Annotated in this window: 10 protein-coding genes; all 10 read right to left on the bottom strand. The window is 41.3% G+C overall.

What is annotated here, in order from left to right; genetic code table 11:
* Positions 1-50: 50 nt before the first annotated feature.
* The gene (locus HCG49_RS02540; protein ID WP_168467989.1) at positions 51-1,205 is read right to left on the bottom strand and encodes an alpha-hydroxy acid oxidase; all 1,155 of its coding nucleotides are present in this window, start codon (positions 1,203-1,205) and stop codon (positions 51-53) included.
* Between the two features lie 47 nt (positions 1,206-1,252).
* The gene (gene fucP, locus HCG49_RS02545) at positions 1,253-2,560 is read right to left on the bottom strand and encodes an L-fucose:H+ symporter permease (RefSeq protein ID WP_168467990.1); all 1,308 of its coding nucleotides are present in this window, start codon (positions 2,558-2,560) and stop codon (positions 1,253-1,255) included.
* Positions 2,561-2,598: 38 nt separating this feature from the next.
* The gene (locus tag HCG49_RS02550; protein WP_168467991.1) at positions 2,599-3,381 is read right to left on the bottom strand and encodes an SDR family oxidoreductase; all 783 of its coding nucleotides are present in this window, start codon (positions 3,379-3,381) and stop codon (positions 2,599-2,601) included.
* A 106-nt stretch (positions 3,382-3,487) separates the two neighbouring features.
* On the bottom strand, positions 3,488-5,035 hold the full coding sequence (locus tag HCG49_RS02555) for a sulfatase (RefSeq protein ID WP_168467992.1): 1,548 nt from the start codon (positions 5,033-5,035) through the stop codon (positions 3,488-3,490).
* Positions 5,025-5,945 carry an alkaline phosphatase gene (locus HCG49_RS02560; RefSeq protein WP_168467993.1) on the bottom strand — a complete coding sequence of 307 codons (921 nt, stop codon included), beginning with the start codon at positions 5,943-5,945 and terminating at the stop codon, positions 5,025-5,027. Before HCG49_RS02560 ends, HCG49_RS02555 begins: the two co-directional genes overlap by 11 nt.
* A gap of 43 nt (positions 5,946-5,988) precedes the next feature.
* The gene (locus HCG49_RS02565) at positions 5,989-7,323 is read right to left on the bottom strand and encodes an alpha-L-fucosidase (RefSeq protein ID WP_205764329.1); all 1,335 of its coding nucleotides are present in this window, start codon (positions 7,321-7,323) and stop codon (positions 5,989-5,991) included.
* A gap of 42 nt (positions 7,324-7,365) precedes the next feature.
* Positions 7,366-9,747 carry a glycosyl hydrolase family 95 catalytic domain-containing protein gene (locus tag HCG49_RS02570; protein WP_240938614.1) on the bottom strand — a complete coding sequence of 794 codons (2,382 nt, stop codon included), beginning with the start codon at positions 9,745-9,747 and terminating at the stop codon, positions 7,366-7,368.
* A 1-nt stretch (position 9,748) separates the two neighbouring features.
* Positions 9,749-11,152: a sialate O-acetylesterase gene (locus HCG49_RS02575; protein WP_168467994.1), complete on the bottom strand. Its 1,404-nt coding sequence runs from the start codon at positions 11,150-11,152 to the stop codon at positions 9,749-9,751.
* Between the two features lie 9 nt (positions 11,153-11,161).
* Positions 11,162-13,297, bottom strand: a complete 2,136-nt coding sequence (locus tag HCG49_RS02580; protein WP_168467995.1) for a GDSL-type esterase/lipase family protein — start codon at positions 13,295-13,297, stop codon at positions 11,162-11,164.
* A complete protein-coding gene (locus HCG49_RS02585) occupies positions 13,297-14,760 on the bottom strand; it encodes a sulfatase-like hydrolase/transferase (RefSeq protein ID WP_168467996.1) in 1,464 nt (487 codons plus the stop codon). The genes HCG49_RS02580 and HCG49_RS02585 overlap by 1 nt, the downstream gene beginning before the upstream one ends.
* Between the last annotated feature and the right edge of the window lies 1 nt (position 14,761).

Genomic DNA, 14,761 nt, shown 5'->3' on the forward strand with positions numbered 1-14,761 from the left:
TATTTTACATTCATCTGCTGTTGTTTATCCATGGGTATTTAAAACATTTATTATATAAGGTGGTTTGGAAAATCCTTTACTTCTTCACAGCAAATCTGCTCCATAACCTGTTGCAGTTCTGTTTTTAAAAGAGAGATGGTATGGTCTCCTCCTTTTGCTCCCAAGGCAGCCACTCCATACATAAACGAGCGCCCCATAAAGGTAAATTGAGCACCACTAGCCATTGATCTGGCAATATCCGGTCCTGAACGCAATCCGCTATCCATCATTACTTTTATCTGGTCCCCGTATTTGGCTGCTATGCGCGTTAAGGGTTTTATGGTAGATTCCCCGGCATCTAACTGCCGTCCACCGTGGTTAGAAACGATCACCCCATCTATTCCTAACTGGATGGCCTTTTCCACATCGGCTTCATTGGCTACACCTTTTAGCACCAACTTCCCTTTCCACATATCGCGGATCGGTTTAATTTTTTCTTCGTTTAAGCGGCCAGAAAAGGTTTGGTCCATAAACTTCCCTAGTTGTGCCAAATCTAATCCTTTGGGCATATAAGGTTTTAGAGTCTCAAAATTTGGTTGTCCGTGCTTTAAGGTTTCCAAGGCCCAGCTAGGTTTTCCCAATACCTGAAGAATATTCTTTACAGACATTTTTGGAGGCATTGCCAGTCCGTTTCTAATATCCCTAGGGCGAAACCCAAAAGTAGGCACATCACAAAGAATTACCAATACCGGACATTCTGCCGCTTCAGCTCTTTTAATAATATCGTCCCGAAGGCGATCTTCGGCAGGATGGTAAAGTTGAAACCACGACTTCCCTTCTGTTATTTCACTAATACGCTCTATACTACTAGTGGTAACCGTACTTAAGATAAAGGGTACATTGTGTTCAAAGGCAGCTTTTGCCAGAATTTCTGGAGCATTGGGCCACATTAGTCCCTGTAACCCTACCGGTGCGATACCGAAAGGCGCATCGTATACATGGCCAAACAGTTCTGTTTTCATTTGAGAGCCCGTATGTTTGCTCAGATAGTAAGGCAACAGCTCTACATCCCTAATTTCGGCTGTATTTTTATGAAGGTTTACGTCTTCATTACAACCCCCGTCTAAATATTCAAAAGCGAATTTCGGAATCCGTTTTTGCGCCCTATTCCTCAAGTCGGTGACCGACGGATATTTGGGGTTTATTTTTATTTCCTTCTGACTCATTTTATACTAACTATACTACTATTTTATGATATGCTTCTTTCTTGCCCTTAGGCTTCATAATTTTTAAACACCTTTAACCCGTACCATGAAATGTACAGGAAACACAATAATGGCAAAACAAAGGAGAAATTAACCTCTGCCACTCCCATAATAGTTAGGTCGTTTACGCCGCTTCCACCGGCATCGATGATCATGGCTTGCCATTGTGGCATTAAAGCTCCCCCTACAATGGCCATTACCAATCCGGCTGCACCAATTTTAGATTCTTCTTCGTTAAGACCATTTAAGGCTATCCCGTAAATTGTCGGGAACATTAAAGACATACAAAAAGATACTCCTACCAACGAATAAAGACCGCCTATTCCTTGGATATAAATGGTTCCTAAACAAGCCACCATTGCTAAAACTCCAAAATACATTAGTAGTTTTCCTGGGCTTAAAAAACGCAATAACCAGGTCCCTATAATTCTACCTACCAAGAACAGGATAAAGGCAATGAATTGATAATTGGCGGCATCTTCGGCAGCCATTCCAATAGCTTCGGCATACTGATAAATGTACGTCCAGCACATTATTTGTGCCCCTACATATAATATTTGCGCCAACACTCCCAATACATATTTTTTGTTTTGGAACAAGCCTTTAAAGGTGTCCCCTAAACTTGGAATCCCCCCTTCTTCTTTAGCCTGTGGCATTTTACTAATTACAATCAGTACAAAAACGGCCATGATAACCAGCCCCAATACCACGTATGGATCCCTAATAACCATAAGGTCGGAAGTCCTGATCAAGGCTTTCTTGGTTTCTGCCAAGGCGCTGTAATTTTCTATATCGTCGGACTGCAAATTTTTAAGCACAAACTGCTGGGCCACTAATAGCCCCAATAGGAGGCCGACCGGATTAAAGGCTTGCGCTAAATTTAGGCGTTGGGTTGCCGTTTCCGGAGCTCCCATAGCCAAAATATAAGGGTTGGCCGTGGTTTCTAAGAACGCTAAGCCAAAGGTCAGTACATAGAGTCCCAAACAAAAAAACCAAAATTGTTCTGTAATAGCGGCAGGATAGAACAACAAGGCCCCAACGGCATACAATGCCAGGCCTATTAAAACCCCTACCTTATAAGAGTACTTTCGTACAAAGAGCGCTGCAGGCAAAGCCATGCAAAAATACCCTCCGTAAAAAGCCATTTGTACCCAAGCTGCCTGTGAGTTAGACAGTTCTAATACCTTTTTAAAAGCTTGAACCATAGGATCCGTAACCGCATTGGCAAATCCCCATAAGGCAAACAAAGAGGTTATTAAAATAAAAGGGATCAGTACTTTTTTGGATACCACAGGGGGTTGTTCAGTGTTTTTCATCGGCTTAATTTTTTTTAGCTATAAATATAGGGTTTGATTTATGTTATGGATCTATCTAAATGAGTATATCCGCCATCTACAAACAGTAATTGTCCTGTAGTATGGCTCGATCTGTTTGACAATAAAAAAGCAACAGTATTACCTATTTCTTCGGAAGTAGTCATTCTGTTTTCCAAGGGGATGTTCTTGGTAATCTCGTTTAATTTTTCTTCTGGATTTTCAAAAGTTTGTATCCACCTGGAATAAAGGGGCGTAAAACACTCGGCCACAATAACCGCATTCACCCGAACACTATACGGCAGCAATTCTACTGCCCATTCCCGTGTCAGGGCATTTCTACCTCCGTTTGAAGCTGCATATCCCGATGTCCCTCCCTGGCCGGTAACCGAGGTTTTGGATCCAATATTGACAATAGCCCCCTTACTCTTTTTTAATGCCGGCAAGGCATAATGGGCCATCATATAATAGTGGGTAAGGTTACGGTTTACAGATTTTAAAAAATCATCATAATTGCCATTTTCCAAGCTTACGCCATCGTTTACTCCCGCATTGTTCACCAATCCATCAATGGTACCGAATTTTTCCAAGGTACGGGTTACCGCTGCCTTACATTGTTCGGGATCGGTAAGTTCTGCAATGGCAGAATATGCCTTTCCGCCATTTTCTTCTATGGCTGCCACGGCCTTAGCAACACTTTTCTTGTCTCTTCCGATAATCACCGGAATGGCTCCTTCATTAGCTAAAACAGTAGAAATCCCTTCACCGATCCCTTTTGAACCACCCGTCACTATTATTACCTTGTCCTTAAGTTGTAAATCCATTTAAAATAATTCCTTATACTGCCAATACAGAATTTAAAACGCCCTTGCATTATTAATTTCCGTGGCTTATTTTATTGTTCGTAATTACTGTTTATTCAATTTATTATTACAAAAGTTCATCGGGAAAAGCTACTTGTTTCCCAGTACTTTTATGAGCCGGCATTTGAGCGTTTACTTTTCTTAAATGATCCGATAACACCTTGGCCAATTCTTTGCCTTTTTCAGGCTTTTGGTCGATCAAGTTTTTGGTTTCTCCGATATCCTCTTTAAGGTTAAACAACTCCATCTTGCCGTCCTTGTGGTAATAGATATACTTCCAATCGCCCAAACGAACAGTACTAGAGGCCCCTATTCCTGGTCCCGATGGCCCCCACTCGTTAGGGTAATGCCAAAAAAGCGGTCTTTCAGAATTGTTAAAAGTAGTATCGGTCAGCGCAGGCACAAAACTAAGTCCGTCTACCTCCTGAATGGTTGTTGCTTTTTTAATCCCGGCCATCTCTAAAATTGAGGGATAAAAATCCTCTATAATCACCTGTTCCTTACTCACCGAATTAGGCGTTACTTTCCCTGGCCATTTCACGATCATAGGCTCGCGAATTCCACCTTCATAGGCCGAGCCTTTCCCACTGTTAAGCGGTTTGTTATGGGTGTTTTTTTCTCCTCCCCTAGCATGAACGCTTAAACCTCCATTGTCTGACATAAAAAGGATAATGGTGTTCTCTGCTAATTTCTTTTCTTCTAGGTAATCCATAATATCACCTAAACTCTTATCCATACCTTCTACCAAGGACGCGTATTTGGCTTCGGTAGAATCTATACCCATATCGTAATATTTTTGCACAAAACGATCATCGGCCATAATAGGGATATGCACTGCATAATGTGACATATATAAAAAGAAAGGCTCCTTTTTGTTCCCCGCAATATCCATAGCCTCCTTAGCCTCTATGGTTAGGGCCTCCGTAAGATTGATATCTTTCCCGTGGTATTTTTCCAGACCTGGGACTGCCCATTCTTCCTTGCCTTTTTTACCATTGCCAAAATTTTCGGTCCCGTAATAACTTTCCGGAGCGCCTGCCGCGTGACCGGCAATATTGACATCGAAACCTATGTTTAAAGGATCCTCTCCTGGAGTTCCTATTGCTCCAAAATGAGCTTTTCCCGTATGTATTGTAAAATAACCTGCTTCTTGAAGTAGTTGCGGTAATATAGTAGCATGAACCGCTTTATCTATGCCCGCCACTGGACTTAATCCATTTACATTCCATTCCGGAAAGCTTAGAGTCTTGTGGTTTACTTCCATGGGCTGCAATTGATCTTTTTTCAAGGTCCAATTGGTAACCCTATGCCTAGCGGCATTCATCCCTGTCATCAAGCTTACGCGCGTAGGCGTACAAACGGCCGTCGCATAGGCTTGGGTAAATTTCATCCCCTCCTTTGCCAAACGCTCCATATTAGGGGTATGGTACAACTCATTAAATTCGGTGGTTTTATCCCAAAAGGGAACCGAAGTATCTTGCCATCCCATATCATCTACAAAAAACAAGACAATATTAGGGGTTGCGGTTTTTACTTCTTGGTCTTCTTTTTTTGACTTACATCCTACCAAAAGGGTCATCGTCAAAAAAGCGGTTAAAAGGTGGTTACTTTTCATTTATAAATGCTTCTTTTACAGGTTTTCCTCTCCAAAAATCGGGTATTTGTAATCCTAAGGCATAGGCAATCGTAGCAGCAGTATCATAGGTGACAATACTAGAGGACAATTTCCCTTTGGCAGAAATGCCTTTCCCGTATATGATCCATGGAATTTCTACCTCGGCCAATGTTTTTCCGCCATGTCCCTTATTTATACCACCGTGATCGGAACTAAAAATCAGAATCGTATCATCTAACATGCCTTTCTTTTCTAGGGTAGCTACAATATCTCCAACAAGGGCATCTACCCCTTCTACGGCTTTATAGTATTCCGGTGTTCCGTGGCCCACTTCATGACCTTCATTATCTGGATGTGTCAAATGGATAAAGGTTAACATAGGTTTTTCCTTTACCACAAATTTCATGGCTTTGGCGACGGTTTCTTTGTCGGTTTTCCCATTAAAATCGAGCTCTACCATGTTCTTTTCGAACAAGTACCCAATACCACCCCAAGTATAGGAAACCCCTTTTTTTGCTTTTGGACGTTGTTCGTCCAAAACACTAAAAATGGTAGGATATATATTACCTTTCCCTATGATTCTAGAAGGTAATTCTGGTGTTTTACTGCCCCATTCCGTGTATCCGTGCAGTTCTGGCCCGGATCCCATAATCATGGAAGCCCAATTTACCGCACTAGAAGAAGGCAATACGGAGCGTGCCTCTAGTGAATAGGCCCCCTCCATCATTAATTTTCTAAGATTAGGCACTTTGGCCTTAGAAAAGGCATAGGCGCCAAAACCGTCAGAACCAATAAGAATAACCCTTTTTGCAATGGGTTTATGGGTTCCGGAGAACTGACTACTTTTACAAGAATTCAAAAAAAGAATTCCCACTATACTTATTCCTAAAACTTTTACAAAGTGCCTCATCTTATACTTTAATTGTTATTATTGGTAAACGTATTTTATAGTCTTAATTGCTTTCTATAACTGCCCCGTCTTCTCTGTATAAATCTACTTCCCCATCTAATAACAAGGCTAGTACTGTCATATTTTCATCCAAGACATATTCTGGAACCTTTACATAGGTAATCCCCGGATAGTGGCTCCAATAAACATTTCCTACAACTTGATGCGACAACTTGGTTCCTTCACCAACAACCCAAATACGGTTAATTCTGTTTTTTAATCCACGTACCACTACTTCTCCTTTAGGATCTCCTTTCACAAAAAGGTATAGGATTGTCCCGTCTTTGGACAAGGTGGTAGGTCCATAAAAATGCTCTTTAGGAATTCCAGACCTAGTGCCGTAAATGGCTTCCTGATGTTTATTGGTCCATCTACCCAGACCTTCCAATATTTCTACCTGCTCTTCTGGAATACTACCATCGCCTTTAGGTCCTATATCCAATAATAAGTTTCCGCCATTTCCGATAACATCGGCAAAAATACCAATGATCTGATCTGTAGTTTTGTAATCGTGATCATTTCTTTGGTAACCCCATGAGTTGTTCATGGTTAAACACAATTCCCAATATTTATTTTCGGGACGGGTGATTGGCATTCCCTGTTCTGGCGTAGCATAATCGCCGTGTTCCTTAAGTCTTGAATTTAATATGGTATTAGGATTTCTATCCAATAACATTTGGCGCACTTTTGGAGCCTCCCATTCTTTAGAGCTATGTTCCCAATCCCCGTCAAACCAATATAAATCCGGATTATAGGTATCGGCAAGTTCTTTTAATTGTCCTTGATAAAAATTTAAGAAGGTATTCCAACGTTTTGGTTCCTTTTTAATATCGTACCGAATTTCGTTTCTTTTAAAATGTGTATAATCGTTATAAGACCAATCTGGTAAGGAATAGTAGATTCCTACTTTAAGGTCATTCTCCCTTAAGGCATCTACATAAGGCGTTAAAACATCTTTTTTGGCCGCTGAACTCTTCATGGCATCAAAATCGCCAAATTTAGAATCCCATAAGGCAAAACCGTCATGGTGTTTGGCGGTAATTACCGAATATTTGGCACCACTTTTCTTTACTAGGGATGCCCATGCTTTAGGATCGTAATTTTCTGCTGTAAAACCATCCTTCTGCTTTAGGTAATTCTCATGGGAGATATACCCATTATAAAAAGACCAAGACTCATCTATGCCATTCACCGCATATAAGCCCCAGTGAATAAAGATCCCTAGTTTGGCATCTTTGAACCATTCCATTTTTTCTTCATGAGTATCTACTGCATTTTTCTTCTGGGCAAAGGTTGCCATGGTTCCAAAACAGAAAATGGCAAGAAATAATTTTTTCATTCGATCTACTAGTTTAAATATATTTTAATTGTTGCAAGTTTATTAATTAACAGTAGTAAGGTCACCGTTCAACCATATTTTTTTTCCTATCGGTAATTCCACTTCTTTATTCTCGTTTCGATATTGGACTGTTTCCAGGACGTCCTCGGTTTTAGCCATCAACCCTATTTTAACCAAGTTCCCATCTTGCCATTGCAAATCGACCTCAACATTCCCTCGGGCCACCAAACCTTTGATAGCTCCAGTGCCCCAATTTTCGGGCAAGGCGGGCAATACTCTAATAAAGCCCTCGTGCGATTGCATTAAAAGCTCTGCCACCCCTGCGGTATATCCAAAATTCCCGTCTATTTGAAAGGGAGGATGTTCATCGAACAAATTATCGGCCACAGAAATTTGCATAAATTTCTGAATATTTTCTTGTGCCGATTTCGCATCTAACAAACGGGCATTAAAATTAATCATCCAAGCGCGGCTCCAACCCGTTCCCGCTCCCCCATGCTGCAATCGAAAATCGATGGTTTTCTGTGCTGCGGCAAAAAATTCCTTATCTTTTGAAGTGATGGCATCACCAGGATGTAAGGCGTACAGATGCGACATATGGCGATGCCCTTTCTCTGGCTCTTCATAGGGTTCGTTCCACTCTAAAATACGACCGTCCTCACCAATCACTACTCCAGGGTGTAAATCTATCAATTTAGTTTTAACCTCATTGATGAACTCATCCTGAATATTTAATATTTCGGCGGCCTTCACTGCATTTCCAAATGCCTCGGCAATAATCTGATGTCCCATAGCTGCTCCGGTGGTCATGGCTGCCGGTTTACCGTCGGCTGCATAATAGGAATTCTCTGGAGAAGCTTCGGGAAAAGAAATCCATTTCCCCGTTTTTTCATCTTTCTGCAACCAATCTAAATAAAACTCACTGATGGCTTTTATAAATGGATAGCCTTGTTCTTTCAAGAAATTTTCATCTTGGGTATATCTGTAGCGTTCCCAATAGTGTTGTGCCAACCAGCCACCACCGTGGATCCAAGCGCCCCAATAGGTTCTTTCGGCACGCATCCATGGTGTTGCCCATAAATCGGAAGCATGGTGCATTACTGCCCCTCTATCTATACCATATTGTTCTTTTGCGGTAATTCTTCCCCTTTCCAACAATCGGTCCCCAAAACTGAACAGAGGAACATTACATTCGCTAAGGTTGGTTACCTCGGCTGGCCAGTAATTCATCTGAAGGTTTATATTTAAATGGTAATCTGCATTCCAAGGTGCTTCAATATGGTTGTTCCACAGTCCTTGTAAATTCGCAGGGTTGGTACCTGGTCGTGAAGAAGATATTAGTAAATAACGTCCGTATTGAAATAATTTAGCCGCTAAATCCGGGTCGTCCTTCCCTTCTTTAATATTTTTTAACCGCTGGTCCGTTGGGATGCTATCCAAAGCTTTTCCACCCAAATCTAAATCGACCCTAGCATATAATTCTCTGTAATCTTCTATATGTCTCTCTAATAAATCGTCAAAGCTTTTCCCTTGAAGCTTCGTCAAGGTCTCCTCATTTTTAGCTTCATAATTATCGGTGTAAAACGAAGTATTACAAACTATCAATAAAGTAGCATTTTTAACTCCTTTAAGAGATAGCACTCCGTCCTTAGCGGTCACTGTTCCCGAGTTATTGACTACTTTTAACCTAGTTTCAAACTTTACCCCATAGTCTATTTCAAAGGGTTGGGAGTTCTTTTTTCCGCCGTATTGGGTCACCATCCCCAGCATACTTATCTCGGTATTGGAAGGATTGGAGGTCGACACTGTTTTATGCCCATGATCTTCTGGTCTGTCCAATTTTAATTCGAAATCCATTCCCTCTTTTGCTGTAGTCGAAAGTTGAATCACCATGACATCATCGGCTTTCGATGAAAATACTTTTTCACTATACTCGGCTCCATTAGCGGAATAGTCTACACTGACCAATGCCTTATTTAAATCTAAGGCTCTTTTATAATTTTCTACCTTTTTATCATCCAAAAAATCGATATACAGGTCCCCCATGGTTTGATGCGAGCGCACCACAGTCTTATAGGAAAAGCTGTCCATATAATTGGCATCTACTTCATGTGGATTGCCTTCTAAGAGGAGTTTTCTATAATGGGCCAAGTCTTCTGGGGTCCCTTTGGAGTTCCCCCAATCTGCTGCTCCTGGCCACATAGAGTCTTCATTTAGTTGAATACGTTCGTGTTGTGGATCGCCAAAAACCATGGCGCCCAATCGACCATTGCCGACTGGCAAGGCCTGCATCCATTTGGAAGCGGGCTGAGAATACCAAATTTCGTTCGTTGACAATGGCTCTTTTGGTTGTTGGCAAGAAAAAATCAGCAACCCTAGAACGGATAGTAAAAGTACTTTTAAGCGAATCATTCGTTTATTCATTTTATTTATTTTGTAATAATTCCCAATCATCGGTCCTAAAGGCCGAGGCTGGTAAGCCAGCAGCATTATATAGGTTGGGCGTGGCGCCATTTGTAAAGGCAAAACGTACCGCTACCGGATCTTTTACCTTGGGAGAAGCTACCAAAACAGTTCTCCCTTTAATTTTAGCCTTGGCCGGATAAAACTCTCGATCCTCCCCCGCAATATAAAATTCCGTTAGAACTTTTCCTTTTTTCTTCAATCCCTTTACCGTATGATCAAAATGCAATATTATTTTCCCTGCCTCCTTTTCCATAGATTGGTACAATGGTCCGGAAAAGACCAGTTCCCCTTTTTCATAGGTATTTGCCAAGGCCCAAAGCGCCAAACGGTATCCCACATCTTGTTTGTTAGTGGGATGAATATTTTCCAAATCCCCAATATCATTGGTCACTACCATTCCGGTATTGTCCACATTTTTCATGGTGTACAACTGGGCATCTCGCACCTGGGCAGCGTCCGTACCATTGGGATCATCATATTTAAAAGGAGCTATCTGCACAAAATAAAAGGGAAGTTCCTTGCCCCATGCTGCTCTCCAGGACTTAATCAACAAAGGAAATGATTTATAATACGAGTCAGGATTCACCCTATTAGATTCTCCCTGATACCAAATAAAGCCGGCTATATTAAATTTTGTAATAGGATGGATCATGGCATTGTAGGCCGTTCCAGGATTATGGGGCCACCAAGCAACTTTATTCAGTTTTTCGGATGCTTTTTTTAATTCCTGATCTGTAGTAATCAATTCCTTTTTCAACCACACCTCTACTGGCGTGCCTCCCCAACTTGAAGTTATCAGCCCAACGGGAACCGATAATTTTTGGTGCAATTCCCTTCCAAAAAAATAAGCTACAGAGCTAAACTCCCTCATTGTTTCTGGGCTACATACCACCCATTTCCCTTTTAATTGCTCTTGAGGATAGGCCGCTATCTGCTGTGTTACTTGAAAGAACCGTATCTCGGGATAATTGGCATTATTTATTTCTTCCTCTGCATTCTCCAATCCTTGATTGGGCGTCCATTGCATATTGCTTTGTCCAGATCCCAACCATACCTCTCCTATCAGTACATTGCTGATTTCTAGTTTTTCGTGACCTTCTATATGGAGGCTGTATGTACCTCCTGCTTTTGGGGTTGGTAATTCCAACGACCAAACTCCTTGATAAGCTTTGGTCGTTATTTTTTCATTGTTCCATGAACCAAATACCGTAATCTCTTCACTGGTAGCGGTGGTCCAGCCCCAAATTGTCACCTTGGATTGCTGTTGCAATACCATATTATCGGAAAAAATTGACGGCAGCCAAATTTCCCCATAGGACTTGGTCACCGATAATAAGAGTAGTACTATTAGGATTCTTTTCATGGCTTTTTTTTATTGGTGGTTAAGGTAACTATTCTCATAAATAAACTTACCCCAAACTTTATATCCCTCCGGTAACAAATGAATTCCGTCATTAGAATAATAGGCCGTTTTTAAAAAGCCCTTATCGTCCGAAAAAGTATCCAAAAGATTGTAATAAGCGATATTCCTTTGCTTTCCTAATTTCTTTATCTGGGCATGGATATCATCGTATTTTTCGCGTCTATCTGTATTCGGTTCCATGCCTGTAGGCAAAGGACCGAACAACATTATTCTTGTGGTCGGCAAAAATTTTTCTTGAATGGCTTGTACCACTTCCTTAATTCCATCGGCGATTTCAGAAGCCGTATTACTCCCAAAATTATTAACCCCGATCGCCAGTACGATCACCTTTGGATTTGCAGCTTCATAATTGCCTTTTTTAATACGATATAAAATGTGCTGGGTTCGATCTCCTGAAATACCTGCACCGATCCAGTTTAAATCTTTAAAGTACACTGCTGCAGCTTCCCTGCCAGGGGCATAGGTAACATTGGGTCTAATGCCACCCCATCCTTGGGTTATGGAATTCCCGATAAGAAGTACATCTATCTCCTTATTGGCCTTACATAAAGAATCTATATCCTGACTTTGGGCCCACCAATCTTTCCCTACTGTCCAGCCTGCGGCCGACCTATATTCTGCCGAAGGGGCAGCTATGGCAGCAAAATTCATTTTTTGATTCGTAGCCCTGAGAATGAAATCGACAATGGGAGTAGGGTTTTCCAAGCTATGTGGATGGTGCCCAATGCCTTTTTTGTAAATCACTTCTATTGCTCCCCCATGTGCTGTGATGCCTTCTGCAAAAACCTTCGTATTTTCATCAATAGGAACCACCTCATCGGCAGCCCCGCAAACATGTAACATAGGGTAGCCCCCTTTTGCTATTGATTTTATCTTATGGATTGGATCGGCTTTAAAATTAGTTACATCTTTTTCTGTTTTAAGAGAATACACCTTTTTAAGTGCCTCCCAGTCGACACTACTACCGTTGCCTTTACCTTGTCCTCTAGGCCAACTTTGAACATCTAGAACGGGAGCATCGGCATATATGCAGGCTACCTTTTTAGGATTCTTTTCTGCCCAATTATAGGCAATCAGTCCTCCTCGGCTCATCCCTTCCAAGACCACTTTTTTAGATAGTCCAGCTTTGGTCATAAACGTATAAAAATCATCCCAACGCTCCATGGCCATCGAACTTCCATATAAATCGGCTACATCACAATAAGCGATATGAAACCCACGTTCTAACAAAGCTATATCTGTTTGAGGCTCATGCCCCCAGAATCTTGCTCGTAACACCCATGGCTTACCAGCGGCAGTTCTTTTAGGCTGAACCACTTTAGAAGGAATGCCTTTATATTCAAAATTAGTTTGACGGTACCCATAAAAATTTTGGGTTACCCGATTTTTTATCACCTCAGATTTTAAAATATCGATACTACGACTTTCTTCAAGCATCACCGTTTCATAAAGCCGGTTTGCAATAACAGTCGCCCCCAAAGAAGATGGATGCACTGTATCTGGCAATAAATTAGGTTGATCTATAAATAGTTGATATAGATCTATCACTTCGGATGCTGTACTATATGCCACTGTTTGGGTAAGTGGTACTATTTTATTTTTGATCACCTCATTCCAAATGCCAGTGGTATCGGTCGTAAAGGCCGGCAATGGCAGAAGGAGAACAATCCTCGCTTCTTCATTGACTTCTTTAAAGCTATGGATCAATTGAGTGTAATCATTCGTAAAATCGGCCAAATATTCCCGATTTTGTACCTTACTGTCATTGGTCCCCAATTTTATAAATACAATGTCCGGTTTAAATTCAAGGGCTTTGGCATAAGCATCGGTTTCTATATATGGTAAGTCCCCTTTTTGCAAAAGCGTTCTTCCGCTAACCCCAAAATTCCGAACCTCGTAAGCGGTTCCCAATAATGCTTGTAGTTGTGCTGGATAGGAATTCTTCTCTCTATTGGCAACCTTATACCCATAGGTTATACTGTTTCCTACGCAGGCAATTCTTATAGGCTCCTGAGGGGTCGCCCAAGAAGTCTCCATCATTAGAAACAAACCTAAAACCAATAAGAGCAATTTATTTTTTCCCATTATATCAAATCATAAATAGGTTTTAAATCGAGTTCATCGCCCATCTTTACCTGTAATAGCATTAATTCCTTAAAAAGGAGTTTTATTTGGGCTGTGTTTTCCGGTGCTTCCGCTATATTGTTTAATTCCTGAGGGTCTTTTTTAAGATTGTAAAGCAAGATATTCCCAGACTTTGGGTACACAATGAGTTTATATCCGTCCTTTCGGATCATCCGTTGGGACGCCTTTTCATAGGCCCCATAAATAGCGTTATAATCGGCTGTGCTTTCCGAATTTTTCACCAACCTCATAAGGCTATTGAATTCTACATAGGTAGGTTTCTCTACGCCCGCCAAATCTAGTGCCGTTGCCATAATATCTTGTAAATAAACATCGGAGTCAACTTTTTTGTCTGCCGGAATATCCGGACCTATAACCATTAAAGGCACCCTTACGCTATGATCGTACATATTCTGTTTGCCCATAAGGCCATGTTCTCCACAAGCCAATCCATGGTCAGAGGAGTAAAAAATATAGGTGTTTTCTTTTTGACCACTTTTTTCCAAAGCCGCCATAATATCTTTAAGTTGATCGTCTAAATGGGAAGTAATCGCATAATATTCCTGTCTATTTACCTGGACAGCATATTCGGTTCTAGGAAAAGGCGCCAATTTCTCGTCCCTTAAATTTGGTCCCGCCCCCATCGTTTCCGCAAAAGGATAAAGCGGCATATAACTATCTGGCACCTTAATATTTTCGAGAGGATACCTATCTACATATTCCTTGGGTGCCTGTCTTGGATCATGGGGGGCATTAAAGGCTACGTACATAAAAAATGGTTTTTTCCGAATCGCTGCGCTATCTAAAAATGCCACGGCATCGTCTTTGACCAGTTCGCTCCAGTGCCTGCCTCCCTGCCAATACCCTCCAAACTCTTTTTTCCATGGCTTCCAAGTAGTATCGTTGACACTTTTCGGTCTATTATATCCTTCCGGAGTATCATGTGGCATTCCGCGAAGCACATGACCTACATAGTTGAAAATATCCTTGGGTTTTGCCTCTACATGCCATTTCCCTGTCATATAGGTATCATAACCGGCCGTCTGCATTAACCGCGGCCAGGTTTTATCGACCTCTAAATTTTGAGCGTATTGATGTGAAATTTGTTGGGCCCTCCATAAGGACCGGCCACTTATAATCATAGCTCTCGAAGCTACGCAAATAGCCCCGTTCCATCCGCCCATATTGTATGCGTGTGTAAAAGTAGTACCTTCCGTTACAAACTTATCCATGGTAGGGGTTTGAACCTCTGGATTCCCCAATGCATGTACATCCTTAAAACTCTGGTCGTCGGAAAATAGAAAAATAATATTTGGTTTGCCTTTATTTTTTCCGTTTTCGGCAATATCCTTCCTACTGTTCCCATTTTTACATGAAGACAGTAGTATACCTATACAGAACAGTAGAAAGAAATTCCTTGCCATA

It is taken from the genome of Arenibacter sp. 6A1, from assembly GCF_012272855.1.
GTDB lineage: Bacteria > Bacteroidota > Bacteroidia > Flavobacteriales > Flavobacteriaceae > Arenibacter.